Annotated in this window: 16 protein-coding genes; 6 read left to right on the top strand and 10 right to left on the bottom strand. The window is 42.7% G+C overall.

Features of this window, described 5'->3' with window-relative positions; translation table 11 throughout:
- Positions 1 to 4: 4 nt before the first annotated feature.
- Genes J4E76_RS09580 through J4E76_RS09565 form a run of 4 tightly spaced genes read right to left on the bottom strand, consistent with a single transcriptional unit; the run spans position 5 to position 2,979 of the window.
- Positions 5 to 529 carry a hypothetical protein gene (locus tag J4E76_RS09580; RefSeq protein ID WP_208503548.1) on the bottom strand — a complete coding sequence of 175 codons (525 nt, stop codon included), beginning with the start codon at positions 527 to 529 and terminating at the stop codon, positions 5 to 7.
- A gap of 56 nt (positions 530 to 585) precedes the next feature.
- Positions 586 to 2,004, bottom strand: coding sequence for a cell envelope integrity protein CreD (gene creD / locus J4E76_RS09575; protein ID WP_208503545.1), 1,419 nt, complete (start codon positions 2,002 to 2,004; stop codon positions 586 to 588).
- 52 nt (positions 2,005 to 2,056) lie between these two features.
- Positions 2,057 to 2,365 (bottom strand): transcriptional regulator, encoded by a 309-nt coding sequence (locus tag J4E76_RS09570; RefSeq protein WP_208503543.1) that lies wholly within the window; start codon positions 2,363 to 2,365, stop codon positions 2,057 to 2,059.
- Positions 2,362 to 2,979 (bottom strand): hypothetical protein, encoded by a 618-nt coding sequence (locus J4E76_RS09565; protein ID WP_208503542.1) that lies wholly within the window; start codon positions 2,977 to 2,979, stop codon positions 2,362 to 2,364. The genes J4E76_RS09570 and J4E76_RS09565 overlap by 4 nt, the downstream gene beginning before the upstream one ends.
- A gap of 89 nt (positions 2,980 to 3,068) precedes the next feature.
- Here J4E76_RS09565 and J4E76_RS09560 point away from each other — a divergent pair, with 89 nt between their 5' ends.
- Genes J4E76_RS09560 through J4E76_RS09540 form a run of 5 tightly spaced genes read left to right on the top strand, consistent with a single transcriptional unit; the run spans position 3,069 to position 9,300 of the window.
- A complete protein-coding gene (locus J4E76_RS09560) occupies positions 3,069 to 3,650 on the top strand; it encodes an RNA polymerase sigma-70 factor (protein ID WP_208503540.1) in 582 nt (193 codons plus the stop codon).
- A gap of 59 nt (positions 3,651 to 3,709) precedes the next feature.
- Positions 3,710 to 4,681 carry a FecR family protein gene (locus J4E76_RS09555; RefSeq protein WP_208503538.1) on the top strand — a complete coding sequence of 324 codons (972 nt, stop codon included), beginning with the start codon at positions 3,710 to 3,712 and terminating at the stop codon, positions 4,679 to 4,681.
- 33 nt (positions 4,682 to 4,714) lie between these two features.
- Positions 4,715 to 7,342 carry a TonB-dependent receptor gene (locus J4E76_RS09550; RefSeq protein WP_208503536.1) on the top strand — a complete coding sequence of 876 codons (2,628 nt, stop codon included), beginning with the start codon at positions 4,715 to 4,717 and terminating at the stop codon, positions 7,340 to 7,342.
- Between the two features lie 23 nt (positions 7,343 to 7,365).
- Positions 7,366 to 8,007 carry a hypothetical protein gene (locus J4E76_RS09545; protein ID WP_208503534.1) on the top strand — a complete coding sequence of 214 codons (642 nt, stop codon included), beginning with the start codon at positions 7,366 to 7,368 and terminating at the stop codon, positions 8,005 to 8,007.
- 15 nt (positions 8,008 to 8,022) lie between these two features.
- Positions 8,023 to 9,300: a hypothetical protein gene (locus J4E76_RS09540; RefSeq protein WP_208503532.1), complete on the top strand. Its 1,278-nt coding sequence runs from the start codon at positions 8,023 to 8,025 to the stop codon at positions 9,298 to 9,300.
- Here J4E76_RS09540 and J4E76_RS09535 read toward each other — a convergent pair.
- The 6 genes from J4E76_RS09535 to J4E76_RS09510 all read right to left on the bottom strand — a co-directional run bounded on the left by J4E76_RS09535 (position 9,297) and on the right by J4E76_RS09510 (position 17,525).
- Entirely contained in the window at positions 9,297 to 9,950 is a 654-nt protein-coding gene (locus J4E76_RS09535) for an HAD family phosphatase (protein ID WP_208503530.1), read from the bottom strand. The genes J4E76_RS09540 and J4E76_RS09535 overlap by 4 nt on opposite strands.
- Complete coding sequence (locus J4E76_RS09530; protein ID WP_208503528.1) at positions 9,950 to 10,654, bottom strand: TIGR00730 family Rossman fold protein; 705 nt, start codon at positions 10,652 to 10,654, stop codon at positions 9,950 to 9,952. Before J4E76_RS09530 ends, J4E76_RS09535 begins: the two co-directional genes overlap by 1 nt.
- Before the next feature lie 110 nt (positions 10,655 to 10,764).
- Positions 10,765 to 11,667: a TIGR01777 family oxidoreductase gene (locus J4E76_RS09525; RefSeq protein WP_208503526.1), complete on the bottom strand. Its 903-nt coding sequence runs from the start codon at positions 11,665 to 11,667 to the stop codon at positions 10,765 to 10,767.
- Positions 11,668 to 11,771: 104 nt separating this feature from the next.
- Entirely contained in the window at positions 11,772 to 14,618 is a 2,847-nt protein-coding gene (locus J4E76_RS09520; protein WP_208503524.1) for a TonB-dependent receptor domain-containing protein, read from the bottom strand.
- A gap of 87 nt (positions 14,619 to 14,705) precedes the next feature.
- Entirely contained in the window at positions 14,706 to 16,400 is a 1,695-nt protein-coding gene (locus tag J4E76_RS09515) for a hypothetical protein (protein ID WP_208503523.1), read from the bottom strand.
- A 135-nt stretch (positions 16,401 to 16,535) separates the two neighbouring features.
- Entirely contained in the window at positions 16,536 to 17,525 is a 990-nt protein-coding gene (locus tag J4E76_RS09510) for a MoxR family ATPase (RefSeq protein WP_208503521.1), read from the bottom strand.
- Between the two features lie 450 nt (positions 17,526 to 17,975).
- Between J4E76_RS09510 and J4E76_RS09505 the strand changes: the two genes are divergently transcribed.
- On the top strand, positions 17,976 to 22,393 hold a 4,418-nt coding region (locus J4E76_RS09505; protein WP_208503519.1), incomplete at its 3' end, for a SprB repeat-containing protein.

The following is a 22,393-nucleotide window of genomic DNA, read 5'->3' as shown; positions in this document are numbered from 1 at the left end:
CTGGTTATTTACTTTTCTGAAATCGATAAATAAGCCCGATGGCCGCACTGGAGTTTATTCCGAGATCTGCTATAAATGAGCCATCGTCACGGTTCACGTTTGCACCTACAAATGGAATGGCTTCAACATTGGCCGAGAAGTTCGGGGTAACATCATATTGAAAACCCAGAATGTACCCGAGGCCCACTCTTGCTGCGGAGTTGTCGTTCCGTGAGGAAATTGAGAGGCTAGGTTCAAATCCATGGATAAAATGGAGTTGATCCTTGATTTCCTTTCTTTTTTCTATTCCAATACCAAAGACAAGTCCAAACCTAAAGTCTTCAGAATAGCCTAGGTCTGTAAGCCCCACTCGAAGCCTTTTGAACTTCCCTTCCTGCTTTTCTTTTTTAAAGACGAAGTCCGAACCTCTGGAAGCAGTCAATCGCAAGCCGAGTTCTCTATTAGTGGTCTGAGCATTAAGCGCGTTACTGTTTAACATTTGAGAAAAGGCCAATAAGGCAATGAAGAGTATGAATTTGATTGTTTTCATAGTATTTAATTCCATGAGTTTACCTGTTTAATGATATAAGCGTTGGGTTTGGGTGCTTAAGCGTGAATTTGATTGTTTTCAAGGCGCTCTTTTGAGCTTTTGATATTGTACCAGTCTACCTTTCTGGAAAGGAACATACAGAAACCAAGGACGATCAGCAGACCAAAGCTTCCTACCAATAATGAGAAGTCTTCCATTCTAAGAATCACGAAGATGAAACTGTATATGAGGGAGAAAAATAACAGCATGAAGCCGGCCAATTTCTTGCTCTTTAGAATAGAGAGAGAGTATGCGGTTAGCATGGCAATGATGAGAGAAGATGCCACCCAATAGGCTCCACTAAAACCAATTAACTCGGAGAGTGATAGAAGCAAAGTATAGAAGATTGTGAGAGTAAGCCCGACAAGTATGTACTGCACTGGGTGGATTTTCTTCTTATTTAAAACCTCGATGAAAAAGAATGAGAGAAAAGTGAGAAATAGGATAAGTACTGCATACTTGGCTGACCGCGTGTTTTGCTGGTAGTTGTCTACCGGTTGATAAAGGTTAACACCAAAGTCGGCATTGCTAATACTATGTGATTTTCCGAGCCATTGTTGCGGATAGTTTCTGTTAAGGTCAAATACTGACCATGTGGCCGTGAACCCGCTATCACTAATTTCATGAGTATCGGGTAAGAATTGACCGGCAAAACTTGGATGTGGCCAACTTGATTGGATTTTGACTTTGGTGGTTTTGCCTACTGGATTGAACATCAAAGTCTTTGTTCCTCTGATGTCAAGGTCAACAGCAAAAGCTGTCTCCTTGCTCTTTAAGTCAAGTTTTACTCGGGTATTGACCCCTGTTTGATTTCTTGTTTCTCTGATGCTTTCAGTGCCGTACTTTAGATCATTCTGATCAAGGTCTAACTGGATAAAATCTGGAATGCCTGGCTCCATTCTGTATGACGTATCTTTCAGGTGAAACTTAACGTCTGATTGTATCCCTCGCATATCAGGAATGCCAATGCTCAAGGTGGCTTCTTGCCACAGAATATGATCTGGCTGATCGGTAAATTGAGAGAGATCAATCTTACTGAATTTTCCAGTAACTGATAGCGAAGTGGAATAAACAATTACTTCATATATTCCTCTCTTTCTAGTTTCTGGTTTTAAGTCACCATCTATTATAAGTTCTTCAGGAAGGAAGTGAGCGTACCTTTTCGTGCGATACGTCTTTTCTTTGTCTTTGAGGGTGACTTCAAACGGTATGGTTAGTATAGGACCAGTGAGCTCGAGAGGTGCGGCCCAGCTGTCAGAAACTTCGTTGACAGCTACAAACTGGTTTGATTGACGTTCCGTTATCAATGATTTAATCATCGATTGGGGGATAAGGAGAATAGCAATGAGAAAACCAATACTCAAGAGCTTTACACTTATAGAGTTCTTAATTGCGTTGTTTACTTTTTCAAAAGTCGATTCTTGTTTTTGTTCCATGCTTATATATTTAAAAGTACTTTGTATTTCAAAGTGAAAGAATAAAAAAATATTACCCTCTCCCTGTTTGTTTTTTAATGAGTGCTTCAAGAGCATTGATATGCTCCATAAAAGCTTTCTTACCTAATTTTGTTACCATATATTTTGTGTTTGGCTTGCGACCGATAAAGGACTTTTGAACCTCTACAAAGGCCTCCTTTTCAAGTGCCTTTAAATGACTAGCAAGATTACCATCAGTTACTTCCAATAGCTCTTTTAGCCGGTTAAAGTCCATGGCTTCACCGGCTATTAGAGCGGACATTATCCCCAATCGCACCCTGTTTTCAAAGGCCTTACTCAGCTTATGAATATCTACTTTCAACGCTCGTATTTAAAGTACATTAGTGCACCATAGATGATGTGCAAAACACCAAAGCCTAGCGCCCAAATCAAGAGCCCATAGCCTATAACTGCACTGGCAATAAGCCCCAATATTACCTCTGAAATTCCCAAAAACCGAATGTCTCTATAGGTATAGTGGCTGGCATTAATGAGGCCCATGCCATAGAAAATTAGTGTCACAGGCGCTATCAGTGCAATTAAGCCTTGGTTATAGAAAATGACAACCAAAATGCCTCCAGCGATCAATGGAATAAAAAGATTGATAAGCAGTCGTTTAGTTGTTTCGTCCCAGCTCTTAACACCTTCCTTTTTGGCTTTTCGCTTGGTGAGAACTATTCCGGTGACAATTGTTAGCAAAAGCACTGAGAGGGCGATAATGATAAGTGCTGTCAGGTTGCCTCTCACGTCACGGAGTACGAGTCGTTCGTAAACGATGACTTCGCTAGTGTAAACTAATTCATGGGCTATTGCGGCACCAATCAGCGCATAGATACCTGCTAATACTCCAGATAGGCCACTAAGAGAGATAAAACGCGATGACTTCTCCATAATGGAGCGTATCTGAGAAATATCTTTTAAGTAATCTTTTTCCATTTTAAAAGTACTTTGAATTACAAAGTAAACAAATGAAATTTATTGTGCAATCCAAGATTGAATAAATTTTCGAAGTATTTTTGACCACCGTGCACAACCAAGACGAGATTCGACTTCAACAAGAATTGTCACAAGGCAGCGAAAAGGCCTTTGAGGAAGTCTTTCAGGTTTATTTTAAGGTGCTCACCGTTTTCTCTAAGAAGTTTGTTCAAGACTTAAGTATTGCCGAAGATCTAGTACAAGAGGTATTACTTAAGCTTTATGAAAACAGGAGGTCAATCCAATTTCATACTTCGCTCAAGGCATTCCTGTTTCAATCAGTTCGTAACAAATCAATTGATTATCTCCGTTCGCTTAAGTCAAAATCTGACCACCATGATCAGATCAAACTACTGACTGTTACTGAGTCGACAGACTGGAGTGACACCATGGAACAGACAGAATTGGAGGAGCGAATTTCAGAAGCCATTTCAGCTTTGCCTGATCAGTGCCAAGTAATATTTAAGATGAGTCGTTTTGATGGTAAGCGGAATCAGGAGATTGCGGAAGAGCTGGATATTTCCAAAAGAACCGTAGAAACGCAGGTGAGCAATGCGTTGAAGCGGCTAAGAAAGGATGTGCTACCCTATGTCAATTTATTGGTTATAATCCTCTCAAGGCTGTTTTATTAAATTTTTTTGACTGGCCTTACGTGTGTTTTGCATGTGGGTCGTCATAATATTGAAACTGAATGAAAGAAAAGGCTAACATATCGGATCACTTGTTGATCAGCTATCTGAATCAAAGCGCTACTGCTGAAGAAAGTCAGCAGGTAGAGGCATGGCTAGCGGCCGGTGTTCAAAATCAGGTAGAATTTGATAAAGTGAAGTTAGTCTGGCAACATTCTGAAAACCTCAGCGATTTTGAGGCTATTGATCTAGGTCGGAACTGGAGAGAGCTGCAAGGCAAAATTCAAAGGGAGCGAAAAGATAGTGGGCCAAAATGGCAAATATGGAAGTATGCCGCTGCCGTATTGCTGGTAGCGACTGTCTCTTTCTTATTGTTCCGACCAGGGCCTGTTGAAATGCAGCAAGCAGTCGCATCAAATGGACCGATGGAAGTTCTTTTGGCTGACGGTTCCGTAGTTTGGTTGAACGAAGGCGCGGTACTTGACTATCCTGAAGAATTCACCGCTTCGACTAGAGAGGTAAGTCTAACTGGCGAGGCATTCTTTGAGGTAAGCCACAACCCTGACAAGCCGTTTATTGTGGAGGCCGATGGTACCACAACAGAGGTATTAGGCACAAGCTTTACCATTACTGAAGAAGATGGTGAAGTACTCAGGCTTGTACTGGCCACTGGAAAAGTTCGGTTTACTAAAGACAACCAACAGGCCACTTTGACTCCAGGACAAATGATAGTAGTAGATGCCAACGGTAAAGTAAGTAAGTCGGTAAATGACAATCAGAATTTCATGTCGTGGAAGACAAGGAAACTCACTTTTGATAACACGCCAATGAAGGAAGTTATCAGCGATATTTCAGAACTATATGGAGTGGTTTTGGAGATTAAGGATAAAGAATTTTTGACTTGTCCGATGACAACAACTTTTCAAGACGACTCGCTTAAAGACGTTTTAGAGACAATAGAATTACTTTTTAATATAGAAATACAACAAAACGGTCAGCTCTATCAATTGATAGGAAAGGGTTGTGAGCAATAGCATCACCCCAAAAAAGAAATAACTCAAACAACCATGCAACGCAAATTAATACTTCAAGCAGCTATGCTGCTCATGGTCTTCTATGGCTTTTCACAAAAGCCACCAAGCTTACTCAACAGGGTTTTAAGCATTGAAGTTGAGGAGGAACCTTTAGCCAATACGCTGAAGAGAATTGAAGAATTGGGTGGTTTCCGATTTGCCTATTCTAATCAGGATATTGATTTGAGTCGTGACATTACGCTAAAGGAAGATAGCACTCAACTCATTGATATCCTTCGTCAAATCTTTCCTGCGGAAGACATCTCTTTTCGCGAGAGAGGAAACAAAGTGCTGATTGTAAAAGCTCCTGTTGTCAAGATTTATCAAACAGTAAGGGGAACAATCATTGATCATGAGACTAAGCAGCCTATTCCAGGGGCAAATGTGATTATCATGGGCATAGAACCCTTGACCGGAGCGTCCACGGATTTATATGGTCGGTTTAAAATAGAAAAAGTGCCTGTCGGTAGGCAGTCGATCAGAGCCACTTTCAGTGGATATAAGCCCTATTTGCAACAGAATATTTTAGTCGATGCCGGGAAAGAGTCGGTAATTAATATCACACTCTCAGAGTCAGTCACCGAACTTGAGACGATTGTTGTAATTGCAGAGTTGGACAAGGCTAGACCTTTGAATGACATGGCCATGGTAAGTGCCAAATCATTTACAGTTGAAGAGACCAGCCGTTACGCAGGAAGCTTTAATGATCCTGCGAGAATGGCAACCTCCTATGCGGGAGTTGTAAGTGCTCAGGACGATACTGATAATGGTATTATCATTAGAGGGAATTCGCCTAGAGGGCTTTTGTGGAGACTGGAAGGACTTGAACTTCCGAATCCAAACCACTTTGCTTCAGATGGTGCTTCTAGCGGGGCGATCAGCATGTTGAATAGCAATGTGTTGACCAATTCGGACTTTCTCACCGGAGCCTTTCCTGCTGAATATGGTAATGCTTTTTCAGGAGTATTTGACCTCAAATTAAGGAATGGTAATGATGAGAAAAGGGAATATGCAGTTCAGGCAGGTCTTTTAGGGATAGATGCTTCCTTTGAAGGGCCAATTCGCAGAGCCAGTAGTGACCTGCCAAATGCATCCTACTTACTGAATTATAGGTACTCAACCATCTCGTTGCTTGAAGATTTAGGGTTGAATATAGCGAGTGATGGAGTAAGTGTTCCAGCTTATCAAGACCTCGCATTCAAACTCAACCTTCCCACAAAGAACTCTGGTACGTTTTCGTTTTACGGTTTAGGAGGAACATCAAAAACGGATGAGGTCTTCGACTCGGAGAGTAATGGTCAGATTTTTTCGTTGAAAGAAACGGAAGAATATGCACTGGGTCTAGCAGGCCTATCTCATGTGATCAACTTGAATCCAAAGTCCTATTTAGAGACCTCGGCTTCGTACAGTATTACCCAATATGACTTTTTTCTGGAGGGTGTCGAGAACCAGCAGGTGTTCGATGAAGATATTGAGGACTATCGCAACGAAAACGTACGATTGGCAACCACTTATAAAACCAAGTTCAATGCAAAACATAGCACAAAAATCGGGGCAATTTATACCGACTTCGCCTTCAACCTAAACTCTTTAGGAAGGGAGCTTGATGGTACCTTACGATACCGATCTAACGAGTCTGGCAACTTTGGCATGTTTCAGTCTTTCATAAGCCACAAGTATAACCTGTCCAACCAATTGTCATTTACAGGAGGAATACATTATATCCGACTAGACCTCGCAGGGCAAGATAATATAGAACCGAGGCTCGGTATGACATGGCAGTTTACCGAGAATCAGGCCTTGAGCTTTGGCTTCGGAGTTCATAGCAGAAAGGAAGAGACATCGCTTTATTTTACCGAACTCTTTCGTTCGAATCTTTCTACGATTCAGCCAAACAAGAACCTTGGCTTAGCCAAGGCAAGGCATTTCGTATTGGGCTATGACAGAGATATTGCGGGGAATTTCCACCTTAAAGTAGAAGCATACTATCAAGACCTTTATGATATTCCTGTAAGCGCGGACCCATCCAGCCGGTACTCTTCACTGAACCAAGAAAATGCATTTCAGCGCGAACCACTGGTGAATGAGGGCAGAGGAAGAAACTATGGCGTTGAATTGACCTTTGAAAAATTCCTTTCGGATGGCTACTTCTTCTTATCAACGGCTTCCCTCTATAACTCAGAATTTAAAACGCTCACAGGCACTTGGCATGATACGCGCTACAATGGCAACTATAACTTCAATCTGGTAGGAGGCAAAGAATTTGTCCTAGGCTCGGGCTCAAAACAGAAAACGCTGAGCCTTGGGCTAGAGACAGTTTTAGGTGGAGGAGCAAGGGCAACGGACATAGATCTTACTTCTTCCGTGAATCAGGGAGAGACTGTCTTTTTTCAAGACCGCCCCTTTGCTAGGCAATTAGAAGACTATGCACGCATTGATTTTCAAGTTGCCTTAAGAACGAATAAGAAAGGACTGACGCATGAATGGAAGATTGATATCCAGAACCTAACGAGTAGATCCAATGTAATTGGAGAGCGCTATTCGAGTGTGGAAAATCGGATTGTACCGGCTGCATTTTCTGGAGAGATAATTCCCGTGCTTAGTTATAAACTCACTTTTTAATCAATTATCAAAAACCAAAAGTCATGAAAAAAACAACAATTACACTTTGCCTTTTACTACTGACTAGCCTAGCCTTTTCGCAAGAAAACGGTGAAATGAAAACGCTTTTCGGTAATGGAGGTATTTATTCACATGGTGGATATGGAGGGCTCAGCACCAGCTACTCAAACATCGGTGGCCGCGATGCAATTTTAATCGGAGGCCGAGGAGCTTGGTTGATCAACCACCGTTTAGGCATTGGTCTGGCCGGTACAGGCTTTCTGACAGAAGCACGTACTGACTTACAACTAAACGATCGCTATGAATTTGTAGGTGGCTATGGAGGTCTGTTTTTAGAGTTCATCGTCAACCCAGAAAGTCCTGTTCATATTAGCTTTCCGTTGACTATAGGTGCTGGAGGCATTGCCTATGCTCGCTCGCATAATTCTTTTAGGGGAGGAGACTTTGACTTCTTGGAAGAAGATAGTCAGGCCTTTTTTGTCGTAGAGCCGGGAATAGAACTAGAGCTTAATGTTATCAAATTTATGCGTGTTGCCTTTGGAGCCAGTTATCGCTATACATCGGATATTGATCTGAATTACCTAAATGATGGACAGGCGATCACATCCAAGGATGCTTTAAGGGGACTTTCCGGAGGAATTACCCTTAAATTCGGTAAGTTCTAAAACGTTGAAATTTCAGTGATCAAGATAAGTATCATACTTTCATTTTTGGCCTTCTCCTGTGTAGTGCAAGCACAGGGGAAGACGCCATTTCTTGATCAGAAGGTCAGTTATGAATTAACGGATCAACCTATAGTAGAAATTCTTAAAACGCTGGAAGCCAATCACAAGGGTTTAGTATTTGTTTATTCATCCAGTACATTCGACATGCAACGAAAAGTCTCGGGTCACTTTCAAGAGGTTACCCTGAGCGACTTACTAAAGGAGGTTTTTAAAGAAGAGTATGTAGACTTTCAAGAGAAGAGTTCAAAAATTATAATCAAACCGAAGAAAAAACCGAAGGAGAGCTCAACCACTCAGAAAAAGGTAGCACAAGACACGTCAAAAAAAGAGACCAAACTAAGACGAAGAGCAAGGGTAGTTAGCCGACCTGTAAGCCAGAAAAAAATTGAGGCATCAACCGAGGATATAGAGAGTCCTGTGAGCTATCCGGTAAAATTGGAAATCGAGAAGGAGGCAGATACCATAAGTGAGGAATCTAAAAGTCAAACGCCAAAGATCCATTTTGACTTAGTAAGCCTTGAAAACAATAAGAGCCTGACTTTCAATAGGACAAAGCTTGTCTACCCTCATATGAGCTATACAAACACTTTAATAGATAGCAGTCTGCTGGAAAGCAAGGCTTATAAGAGAGCAATCTTAAAGGAGGAAAAAGAGAAAAAACGTCAAGAGCGCCAGCAAGAGAGGCTGAATGAAGAAAAGAAGTTTAGAGCCTACATTACATCCTACACTGGATATACCCAAGTAGGTGGCAATGGCGGAATTCAAATGGGAGGCAGCCTTGTTTGGTTAAAGAACAAACGATGGGGGTTCGGCCTTTCTGGATATGCGGTGCAAAGAGCTGTTGATAGTGACATGGTATTGTCAGGTGATTACAGATTAGCGGGGGGCTATGGAGGAGTGTTTGTAGAGTACACCCCAAGGCCTAGCGACAAGTTCCACCTTAGTTTCCCATTGTTAATCGGTGGAGGAGGCCTGGCTTATTTACAGCAGATAGATCGAAGCGTGAGTGTGACGGATCCATTGGTCGAAGACTCTCACGCTTTTGCGGTAATAGAGCCGGGAGTGACCTTTGAGGCTAATTTACTTAAGTTTCTGAGGGTTGGGATGTCAGTCAGTTATCGATATACCACCAACACTGCTTTGAATTATCAGAGTAATTCTGATCAGATTGTCAATGGAACTGCCATCAACAGCCTCAGTTTTGGAGTGTCCGTTAAAGCTGGAATTTTCTAGTACTCGGACAAATGGTGGGTCAAGGCGGCATGATCATTTACCAATGCATCTACACCCGCCATTAACAACTGACTGCCATGCCCTTTTCTCACATGGCTTCCACCCAAATAGCCGATGGTCTTTAGTCCTGCCGCTTTTGAAGCGACTACACCCGCAACGCTATCCTCAACTACGAGCACCTCATCCTTTGTCAACGACAGTTTTTCAAGGGCCAGCAGATAGACCGCTGGGTCTGGTTTGCCTTTGGCTACCATTTCGGCTGAATAGATTCTGCCTTCAAAGTGATGCGTGATTTCAAGTTTTTCGAGAGCGAGTTCTACATAATCCTTGGCGCTATTAGAGACCACTGACCGCGGAGTGATGAGTGAATCTAGCATGTTCCAAACACCATCAATTGGGCGTTGGTTGTCACGAATCATACGGTCAAGCTCAGGAACTACCAGACTCAGGTCTAAATCGGCATTCAGGCTCCCTTTGTCTTTTAGGATGTTGATGATATCACTGAAAGTCTTTCCCGTATACTCACGGATAAACTCCTCAATGTCGATTGTCACGTTTTCACTATTGAGCCAGTTAGTGACCACTTCGGCAGCCACGATTTCTGTATCGATCAGCACTCCGTCACAATCGAATAGTATGTGTTTGATCATTAGAAGTTCGGTGAAAGCAGGTACTTAGAATAGAACTCATCGATCACTTTAACAGCATCTGTTGGTGTATCCACCAAATTGATCAAGTCTAAGTCCTTAGGACTAATATTGCCGAATGACAGCATAGTGCCTTTTACCCAATCCAGCAGTCCTCCCCAAAACTCAGTACCGACTAAAACGATCGGGAAGCGACCGATTTTGTTGGTTTGAATGAGGGTGATTGCTTCAAAAAGTTCGTCTAGCGTACCGAAGCCCCCAGGCATTACGATAAAGCCTTGAGAATACTTTACGAACATGACCTTTCTTACAAAGAAGTAGTCAAAGGAAATAAGCTTGTCTGGGTCTATATAAATGTTGTTTCCTTGTTCGTGCGGAAGTTCAATGTTCAGTCCCACTGACTTTCCATCTTCACTTTGGGCCCCTTTGTTTCCCGCTTCCATAATACCCGGACCACCACCGGTGACTACACCGTATCCGTGGCGTACCAATTTGGCAGCAATTTCTTCAGCCATTTGGTAGTATTCGTTGTCAGGTTGTGTTCTGGCAGAGCCAAATATCGACACACAAGGGCCAATTTTTGCCAGTTTTTCGAAGCCTTCGACCATTTCTGCCATCACTTTGAAAATCACCCATGAGTCATGGGTTTTGATCTCGTTCCAGTTTCGATCTTTAAAGGCTTGTTTGATTTTATCTTCGTTTGTCATTTTTGTCTTTTATCATTAGCTGACTCATAACGTTATGAATGTCAATTTAGTCAGTTCGGCTTACCATTTACGAGTATCTCAAACAAAGGTTGATTTAATAAATCATGCACCTATTTAGAGCTTAAGTCATCCAATGCATTTTCCAATTTCGGAAAACGAAATTTAAAACCTGCTTCTTCCATCTTGTGACTACTGATCCGACTTCCACCTAAAACAATGGAAGCCATTTCACCGAGCATAAGTTTCAAAATAAGGGAAGGCACAGGAATGGGTAAGAACATTTTTCCAAAAGCCTTAGCGGCTTTCTTGGTAAAATCTCTATTAGTTTCGGGTCTAGGTCCCACGGCATTATAGGCGCCCGAATAGCTCTCGTTCTCTGCTGCTTCCATAAACATCTGGGCTAGGTCTGCAATGTGAATCCAACTCATATATTGACTTCCTTTACCCAACGGTGCCGCTACAGGAGGTTTTAGCAATTCAATCAGAGCGCCCCCTTCCTTACTCAAAACGATGCCTATTCGAAGTTGAACAAGTCTAATGCCTAATGCATTGACTTTATTGGTGGCTGTTTCCCAAGCATCGGTCACGTGAGCTAAAAAGTTATGGCCGACAGGTGCTTTTTCTCTAATAATTTGATTGCCAGTATCATCTCCATAGAGACCTATTGCAGAGGCTGCCACAAAGGTTTTTACCTGATTTTCTCTTTTCTGAAGCTCATTAAAGAGAAGCAGAGACGCCTTAGTCCGGCTATTGTAGATTTCGTCTTTGCGCTCGGTAGTCCACTTGGCATCTGCAACACCTGCCCCGGCCAAATGCATAATAGTATCTACTCCTTTAAATGCACCTTCTTCGATGTACTCGCGCTTATAGTCCCACTCGAATACTTCGTAATCAGGATGTTTTTTCTTGGAACGACTTAGGACAACAATTTGGTGACCCTTAGCCTTTAGCATTGGAATAAGCACGGAGCCTACAAGCCCGGTTCCTCCGGTGATAAGTATCTTTTGAGACATATAGTTAAAAGCAAAACGAGGTAAATATGTTCTACGAATATAGACTTTTGGGCATAAAAAAAGCCCCAACATTACTGAAGGGGCTCGACATTATATTAGTTACTCTACCTTAAAAAGTTGTAGCTGTACTTTAATCGGAACGATGTTCCAGGGTCTCTTCTCGTTTCAATAGCATTTGCGCTACCGAATGACTCGAATTCTCTCTCTCTTAGGTCGCCAAGTAGGTTATTAACTCTTAAGCCAAATGTGTGCTCTCCATCGAGTCCAAAACTCTTCTGAACATTGAAGTTCAAGCTGTTGAAAGGGACATCATAAGTATCAGGCGTACGGTTAACACCTACAACAGCTAATGTTCTTCCCTGAACATTGTAACTCACGCTGGCTTCCCAGAAGTTTTCGAAGTCAGTATAGTTAAACGAAGCGTTCACAATGTATGGAGGCTGCCCAACGAAGTCTCTTGTCAAGTTGAAGGTCTCACCTGTTCTTAAACCATTGATTCTACCGATTTGCTCGGCAGCGTTCAAGTTCACTTTCGCATCTGTTACTGTGATGTTAGTGATGAAAGTTAAGTTTTCGAGTTTCGGAGTGATGAAAGAAAGGCTCTTTCTAACTTCTAATTCTACCCCAGTGATTTCGGCATTTCCTACGTTTCTAGGAGTGAAATCATTCGCAGCAGTTTCAGATCTAATCAGCTCGATCGGGTTAGTGAAATCCTTGATGAAACCACCAATTGAGATAGTTTCTCCACGGCCGAAGAAGTACTCCCAACGAATATCAAAGTTGTCGATAGTAGTTTCTACTAGGTCAATATTGCCAATGAAGGTTCTGCCCGTAAGTACATCTTGAATCTCTGCGGTAGACTTTTCTTTGAAGGAAGGCCTTGCGATTGTTCTTGCGTAAGAGGCTCTAATGTTAGAATTCTCAACAACGTTATAAACGAAATTCACAGAAGGGAAGAACTCAAATGAACTCAACACTTTGTCGTCTTCGAAGACTCTTCCTGTAGGATCATTAGGGTTAGCGCCTGCTTGGTTTACCCCAGTATACCATTGATCATATTGCTCAACTCTTAAGCCAAGAATGGTCTTAAGCTTTGGTGTAAGCGCCAACTCACTCATGGCGTAAGCACCGAGTGTATTAATACGGCCTTCGTAAGCATTGGAAAGGTTAAAGTTGTTTTGGACATAAACTCCTGTTCCTCTGTCTGGAGTCCAAATGTTCTCCTCTGCAAACAATCTGTCTGGATTGGAATCTAAATTAAGCAGGTCTTGGCTTCCTCTGATAGAGGCAACGAAGTTCTGGATTTCGTAATCTCTTGTTTTGTAAATATTGCTAACACCAACTTTGAATTTTGATTCTCTACCTCTGAAGGCAAAGTTCTGAGTGAAATCAGCTTTAGCCACATAATTCTGCTCAGTAAGCGACCTCCAAATTCTATTAGGCTCCCCACCTTCTTGTGGGTTAATAGCAATTGATCCATCATCGATTGTAAATGGAGTAATTCTGATGTCTTTATCATTGATAGTAGAGAAAGTCGGAGAAACTTTCCACTCGAGCTTGGCATCCCTTTGGTTGAAGTAGTGCTCTCCGGCTAACAAAAAGTTAGTAAGGAAACGCTCAGTGTATTCCAAGTTGTCAACTATCGCTGTATTAAAGTTGTTGTTTGAACGAACTCTGGTTCTATTGGCAGCACGCTGAGTTCCATTCTGAATGTGCATTGCTTGGAATCGGTACTTGTTTTTGTCAGTCTTCAAAGAGAGACCAGCCAAACCACTTAGTTGAACATCTTGGATACCGAGTCCGCCTTCAAATCTTGTATCTGAAATCAAACCAAAGTCATCTCTTTGGCTTGGCTTTACTTCCGCAGCATCAATAGCATTCTCGTAAAATGTAGAAGAGTTGTTATAGTTGAGCGCTGCGATGTAACCTAATTTTCTTCCTTTCCAATCAAGCTGGTCTCCAGCAGAGAACCCGAAGCTGATATTGGCAAAGTTTGACTGCTCAGAAGCAGCCATTGTTGGGTCAAAAGACCTTGTGATTGACTCTGTCTGTGGGTCACGAAGGATTGGAGAAGGGATATCTCCATTTCTTCCGTCAAATGGTAAACCTCTTGTACCATCATCAAAACCTAGGAAGTCTGTACCGCCACCAGCGTATCCTAGAAAGTCATTTCTTAGGTGCATGCTTGGGTTATACTCCAGACTGAAAGAGAGATTCATAGTTTTCTCATCCGGAAAATCCTTGGTCTCAATATTTACAGTTCCGCCTACAAAGTCTGCACTTAGGTCTGGGGTGAAGTTTTTGTAGACAACGATGTTGTCAATTAGTGATGTTGGGAAGATGTCAATTTGGATGGCGTTTCTGTCTGGATCTAATCCAGGAACTTCCATTCCGTTCAAAATGGTCTTTGTATAGCGGTCTCCTAAACCTCTTACAAAGACATACTGTCCACCCTGGATAGATACACCAGGTACTCTTTTGATAGCTCCAGCAACGTCACTGTCACCAGACCTTTTAATTTGTTGAGATGAAATACCATCAATTAGATTTGTTGATTTTCGCTTGGCCTGCAACAGTGCAATGTCTGTAGTACGAATAGCCTCGGCTGTTACTACAATCTCGTCTAGTTCAGAAACGGCTTCTTCCATCCAGATCGCCTCAATAAGAGTGACCTCTCCGGCTTTGACCACTACATCACTAATATTAACGGTAGTAAAACCGATGAATTTAGCCTGGACGGTATAAGTGCCTGGTGCGAGCTCGACTTCGAACTTTCCATCAAAATCAGTTACTGAACCTTGGGCTACTTCTGGTATGAAGATTTGTACACTGTACATTCCTTCACCATTAGACCGTTCATAAGCGGTACCTCTTATCTTCCCTTTCTGGGCAAACGCACTTTGACCGAAAGCAATCAAAGATAGGAGTAAAACAAATTTTAGAGTTTTCATTATAAATCAGTGTTAGTATTTCTTATCAAATAAAATTGCCCGTGAGCTAGGCTCACGAGCAAAGTTCTTGCGCTAAGGTCTTTCTTATTAGAAATTGGCCAGTAGTCCTAATGCTGAGGTGTATGACCAGCCCAATACTGATACATCTGCACCTACAGACTTGTTAGCGGTGGTAACAATACTGTTAGCACCTGGAAATTTTACGTCTTGGTTGTTGGTTACCTGTGCGGCTCTGTCAGCGACAGAAGCAATAGAAGCATCCAACTTGTCATTTAAAATTGTTGCGATATCTGTGAATGAAGTAGCACCATCTCTATCAAGGCCGTTAAACTGCAGGCCAGAGAAGGCAATGATGTCATTCGCATAGTTATCAGAGTTAGTTGTGTTGTCAGAAAGCTTTTTAGAAGCATCATTAGGATCAGTAGATCCGTCAGCGTCAAGCTCTAAATCAACACCGGCTTTGAAACCAAAGAAGTAGATGTCTTTTAAGTCGTACTGAGCACCATCTCTAAGGTCAGCGAAGTCAGAAGCACTTCTACCCCAAATGGTACCGTTAGTGAATTTTCCAATTTCAGGCTCACCTGCATCGTTTCCTTCAGGACCATCCAACTCGAAGGGGTGGTCAGAGTCGAAACCAGCAGAGGTAGAGGCACCGATGTAAACGATATTGTCGGCAGTACCAGACCATCCCTGGTCAGCATCGAAGCCATCATCGTCAGGGTTCAAAACGATAAAATTTGAAATGTTAACTGTTCCACCGAAAATTTCAACACCATCGTCAGCGGAGTTGATAGACTCAACATGGTTGATTACAGTTCCTGAACCTACACCACCAAGTGTTAAACCTTGTAACTCGTTACCAGGGCCTAATTGCTGACCAGTATATCTAATAGAGCAGTATGTGAAAGAACCAGAGTTGTCTGCCGGATCGCTACCTCCGTAAAGACCTTCAGTTACAGAAGAAGGAATACCTTCGATTTGTACTTCGTTTGCTTCAGCAACGATTGGCGCGTTTCCAAGGATCAATACACCACCCCAGAGACCAAGGTCATTGTCGATATCTAAAGTAGAATTGAATTCGCCAACATTAACGTTGTCAAGAATAGAGGTGAAAACGATAGGGTTTGCAGCAGTACCGTTCGCTTGAATGTCTGCACCCCTTGCCACAAGTAGTACTGAAGCCAAAGCTCCTTGTCCGTTTGTACCTTTAACTATTGTACCTGGTTGAATTGTCAAAGTTGCACCAGCACCAACAATCACACGACCGTTCAATACCCAGGCAACATCACTTGTCATGGTGAAGTCTCTATTGATGATACCAGAGATTTGAGTTTGCTTGAATTCCACGTCATTACCACCAATTGATCTGGTTTCAGTAATATCAGTGGTTTGGAATGTATCAGGGACATCTCCTATTTCAATTACCACTGTAGAGGAAGTAGTATTTGTCACTTGATCAGTAACAGTTAATACTATGGACCCCGCTCCATTGCTTTCAGCAGCATATGACACTTCAACTGTACCAGTAACGGCTGCCACTGCCGGCTGAGAAGTTACAGTTGCTGTACCGCCTGTTGCTGTAACTGAAGCTTCAGCGTAGCCTCCAGGAACGGTGATGTTGAACGTAACTGTTGTTGATTGATTTTCGGTAACACTGACCTCATTAGGGCCGCTTACCACCGGAGCCGCAATTTGCGGATCATCTTCGCCACATGCAGAAACAACCAGTGCGGTTGCGGCTACAAAAAGTAGGCTAAATAGTTGATTAATAGAACGTTTCATGTCTTTGATTAGGTTTTAATTTCTAAACCCAAAACAACATGATAGGAACTACAATGCGTTTACGCCTTTGTTAAGAATAGTTGTTATTCTGTTTAACAAAGTGTTAGGAAGGTTATCGGAATGTTAAGGAGAACCTTAGTGATTGATTGGAATCTTCTTTAGGAGCTTCTCAATGATCTGTTCGGTGGTAATACCATCAGCTTCAGCTTCATAATTGAGTATAACTCTGTGATTAAGTACATCGGAAGCAATCTCTTTGATGTCCTCTGGTAGCACGTAGTCACGCTGATTGAAGAAAGCAATCGCCTTGGCAGCAAGGTTCAAGTTAATGGAAGCTCTTGGAGAAGCTCCAAACTGCATGTAATAAGCTTCTTCGTCTAAGCCATACTCTTTTGGATGACGTGTAGCGAAAACCAATTCAATGATATATTTCTCGAGAGACTCAGAAATAGTAACCGCATTCACTTCATCGCGAATAGCGAAAATGTCTTCTTTGGTAAGTAGTGTTTCGATTTCTGGATGGAACTTCATGTTGGCCATCCTACGCATTACTTCCAGTTCGTCTTCCTTAGTAGGATAGTCAACCTTTACTTTTAGCATAAACCTATCGATCTGTGCTTCGGGTAGACTGTAAGTTCCTTCCTGATCGATCGGGTTTTGAGTCGCTAAAACGATAAATGGCCTGTCCAGCTTATAACTCGTTTCACCAATGGTCACGGTTTTTTCCTGCATGGCTTCAAGTAATGCTGACTGAACCTTGGCTGGAGCACGGTTAACCTCATCAGCAAGAATTACATTACCGAAGATGGGGCCTTTCTTTACTTCAAACTCTGCCTTTTTCTGATTGTAAATCATAGTACCCACTAAGTCAGCAGGTAAGAGGTCTGGGGTAAACTGAATACGTTGAAAATCTAAATGAAGAACCTCGGCAAGTGTATTAACGGTTAAAGTTTTCGCAATTCCCGGAACACCCTCTAAAAGAATATGGCCATTTGTGAATAAGCCAATCAACAATCGGTTGACCATATACTCTTGGCCCACAACGATTTTGCTTACTTCAGAAGCAACGCGATTGATTTTTTCTTGATGTTCTCTTTTTAAGTCGTTTGATACAACCTCTTCCATGATTTTCGATTCTTAAGGCGCGCTAAAATAATCAAATAGATAATATGCTAACCATAATACTTACATGAGCGCCAAAGGTTTTATATGGCTAGCAATTCGCAAATATGAGGCATAGCCAAATTAAGTCACAATCTGGCCTCGGCATTTAACAAGAATTAACAGGCGGAAATATTTCAAATTTTTTTTTCTGAAGAATGCTCGAAAGAATCTAAGTGCCTCCTTGATTTCTGCTATTCGCCTGAAATACACGGAACTGTTTTTCACATTTTCATTTTCGAAGGCCGAAAGCAAATGTTGGAAAAACACAAAAAATAACACACTGCAAGACACCCTAATTTTGCACAATTCAAAGGGACCTTCTTTTAGCACCGGGCTTGATTCTTATGTTTAAAGCCCTCATATTCAGTATGTGGTAATGTAATTACTCACCTAAGCTAAACAACCACAAAAATGCCAGTCACAACTAACAAAAGGTATTACCTTAGAATAATTCTATTGTTGATACTTTTTTCATGTACTGCAAAACAGGTCTTTTCTGCAGAAGAGGAAGAGCAGGCAGGTCCTGTAATTTCCTCTGTTAGCATTAACAGTTGCGTTGGCTCAATTACCATAAGTGTCACTTCTGGAGTTCTTCCTTATAGCTATGAATGGAAAGATAGTGGGGGTACTACATTGCCTTTTACGTCATTCATTGCGAGTGGTTTAACGGCTGGAAATTATACAGTTGAAGTGACTGACGGCAATGGTGATTCTACCGGGCCAGCAACTTATACGGTTACAAACCCACCTGATTTAGTAGGTACTGTTGTGGTCAACGATGTTACCTGCCGAGGAGATTCGGATGCTCAGATTGTAGTGACGATGGGTAATGGCAACCCGGGCTACGATTGGGAATTATTTGATGGAGGAATGTCTTCCATCGGCACAGGATCGATTGCATTTCCAAACAATGTGATAACCATAACCGGCTTAGGAATTGGAAACTATACCCTGAGAACGGCTGACCAAGACGGATGTACTGGAGACATCGTATTCACGGTTACGCAACCGGCTAATTTTCTTGGTTATTCAATCGGTTCTTCCACGGATGCTACTTGTTTTAACTCATCGGATGGCTCTATCACAGCGACAGGTACGGGTGGCTGGGGAGCCTATACTTATCAATGGGTCAGGCTTTCGGACAATGCGGTCATTGGAACGGCAGCCACTATTACAGGACTTGCCGCGGGAGATTATAGACTGGATATTATCGATAGATCAGGTACCGGCTGTACAATTAGTACTCCAACACTAACGATCAATTCACCTCCTGAAATCATTCCAACGGCTAGTATTTCAAATGCCCTCTGTAATGGGGATGCCAATGGAGCGATCGATCTTTCGGTGGCGGGGGGTGTCGCTCCTTACACTTATTCCTGGTCTAACGGAGCCACTAGCCAAGACATTTCTGGATTAACAGCAGGCAACTATACGGTTACCATTACTGATAATGCTGGCTGTACCGATGTGGAGACATTCACCGTTACTGAACCCGGTGTACTGACCATAAACCCTGTTATTACAGATGTTGACTGTTTTGGAGATAATACAGGACGGATTCAAAGCAATGTTTCTGGAGGAACTGGACCCTATACCTACGCTTGGTCAACAGGAAACAGTGGGACAAACCTTAATAATCGTGTTGCCGGAACATATTCTCTGACCGTAACAGATGCCAATGGCTGTGTCGCCACGGCTGTGGGCCTGACGGTTTCACAACCTGTAATGGCACTTTCTAAACTGTCTGATGTGCAGACAGACCCAGCTTGTTTTGGCAATAGCGATGGATCAATCACCATAACTATGCAAGGAGGTACAGGACCCTATAGTTATCTATGGTCGAACGGAGATAATACCACTACTGCCACTGGTTTGAATGCCGGGATTCATTCCGTAACCGTGACAGATGCAAATGGGTGTACCTATTTTGAGGCATTCACGCTGACTGACCCCGCTAGAATTGCTGTTGCCCCAGTACTCACCTTGCCAACATGTAACGGTGGAGCGGATGGTGCAATAACAGTCTCCGCATCGAATGGTACAGGTCCTTACATTTATAATTGGAACACCGGAGATTCAGGCCCAACCATTACCGGTCTGGTCGCAGGGACATATACAGTTACCGTTTCTGACGCAGGAGGTTGTTCGGTTATGGAGAACATTGTACTTGGTGAACCTGCCATCCTTGTGGGCAATGCAACAGTCAATAATATATCATGTAATGGCTCAGCTGACGGGAGTGTCTTTTTGGGAGTTAGTGGAGGAACGGCTCCTTACACTTATGCTTGGAATACAGGGGCAACTACCAATAACATTACTGGATTAGCTGCAGGAGGGTATTCAGTTACTATTACAGATGCCGCAGGTTGTGCCATTGTAGAAAACTATACGATCATCGACCCAGCTCCAATTGGGGTAGCTTTCACACAGACCAATATCCTTTGTAAGGGAGCTACTACAGGAGGTATTGATATTACACCTTCAGGTGGAACCGCACCTTACAGTTATCTATGGTCAAATGGCGCTACTACACAAGATTTGACTAATGTCGCTGCCGGAAACTACAGTGTCACTGTAAGAGATGCTTCAAGTTGCACGACAGTTTTGAATGTTACCATCACCGAACCGGCATTGGTACTGAACTTATCGGGAACCGAGACCAACGCAACTTGTAATGGATCAAATAATGGATCGATTGATGTGACAGTAACAGGGGGTGCGGGTCCATATAGTTATTCATGGAATACAGGTGCGATTACTGAAGATATCACAGGTCTTGCCCCAGGCAACTATTCGGTATCTGTTACTGATGCCAATGGCTGTATCAAGTCAATAGGGTTTACAATTACTGAACCTGCGCCTTTAGCAGCATCACCATCCAAAACAGACATTACCTGTAATGCAGCCAATGATGGTACTATATCGGTCGCGGTATCAGGAGGCACAGGTCCTTACACTTACAGCTGGGCAGACGATGGATCCATTACCTCAAATACTAGAACAGGTCTTACGCCTGGAAACTACACGGTTACCGTCATCGATGCCAATGGGTGTATGGACGTTGAAAGTATAACGATTATTGAACCTGCTCAACTAGCGTCCTCTGATGTAGTACAAAACGTTAGTTGTTTTGGTGAGAGTACGGGTGCTATAAACCTCTCCATCTCAGGAGGAGTAGCCCCGTACTCATTTTTATGGTCTAATGGAGCCCTCACCGAGGATCTTGTTAATATTCCTGCGGGAAACTATTCCGTTGTTATTACAGATGTAAATGGTTGTACCATCAACGATAATTTTACAATTACTCAACCTTCCAGTGCACTCTCTAAGACTGAGGCTGTACAACAAATTACATGTAATGGTGCCGCTGATGGTATTATCAATCTAACTGTCACGGGTGGGTCAGCACCCTATACATACAACTGGTCAAATGGCAGTACTTCCGAAGACTTAAATAGCCTTCCGGCAGGATCTTATTCGGTTACCATTACAGACAATAACGGTTGTACCATTAATGACACTTATGTAATTACCGACCCACCAGTGCTCGTATTGGCAGGCACCAAGACTGATGTCTCCTGTTTTGGAGCCGATGATGGAACCGTTGATATCACTGTTTCGGGTGGTGAAGCACCTTATACATACGCTTGGTCAAATGGCGAAACCACAGAAGATGTAACCGGTCTTGCTCCGGGAAATTACACGGTAAATATTACGGATGCCCGAGGCTGTACTACCAATCAGGCTTTTAACATTGTGGAACCTGCAGTCTTAAGTATTGGGCATTCCTTAAATAATGTCAGTTGTTTTGGTTTGGCTGATGGCGCCATAGATATTACCGTCAGTGGAGGCTCTGCTCCTTACACCTATGCGTGGTCCAATGCGAGCAATTCTGAAGATATTTCTGGCTTGACTGCTGGAGATTATACAATCACCGTCACCGATGTTAACGGGTGCTCTTTGGTCGAAACAATTACAGTAACGCAGCCTTTGGCTGCTTTGAGCACAGCCGCAGTTGTAACCGATATTGGTTGCTTCGGTGGAAGTGACGGAAGCATTCAACTTACTCCTGCAGGAGGTACGGCACCTTATAGCTATAGCTGGAACACAGGGTCTACGAGCAAAGATATTTTTGGTCTATCGGACGGAAGTTATCAAGTGACAATTACTGATGCCAATGGATGTAGTATTGTTGAAAACTACACGATCGCCATGCCAGCCGCTCTACAATCAAGTGGAACACAAGTGAATGTGCTTTGCAATGGAGACAATACCGGTAGCATTGATCTTACAGTTACTGGTGGAACCGGAGCTTATACTTACACATGGTCAAATGGAGTGACAACCGAAGACCTTAATAATGTAGTGGCGGGAAGTTATACCGTCACAATTGCAGATGCTCGAGGTTGCTCCATTAATAGAGCTTTTACAATTACTCAACCCTTGGCGCTCAATGTAGTGGACAATGTTGTAGATGTCGCCTGCTTTGGAGATGGAGATGGTAGCATTGATATATCCGTTTCTGGGGGAATTGCCCCCTATACTTACAGTTGGTCAGGGGGGGGAACCACCCAAGACTTGTTCAATCTTACGGGTGGAAGCTATACGCTGACGGTGACAGATGCTAATGGATGTCAATCGGTAAATACTTATACAGTAAACGAGCCAACAGCGGCCTTGGCAGTTTCAGGTGTTGTCACAGACGAAAACTGTTTCGGAGACAGTCAAGGAGCAGTTCAGTTGACTGTGACGGGTGGTTCAGCTCCTTATAGCTATTCGTGGAATCAAGGATCTACCACCAAGGATGTTTCTGGTCTGGGAAGAGGAAC

Source organism: Roseivirga sp. E12 (assembly GCF_017592825.1).
Classification (GTDB): Bacteria; Bacteroidota; Bacteroidia; order Cytophagales; family Cyclobacteriaceae; genus Roseivirga.
Note: the sequence above shows the minus strand (reverse complement) of the source record. Positions and strands in the feature narration are given on the sequence as shown.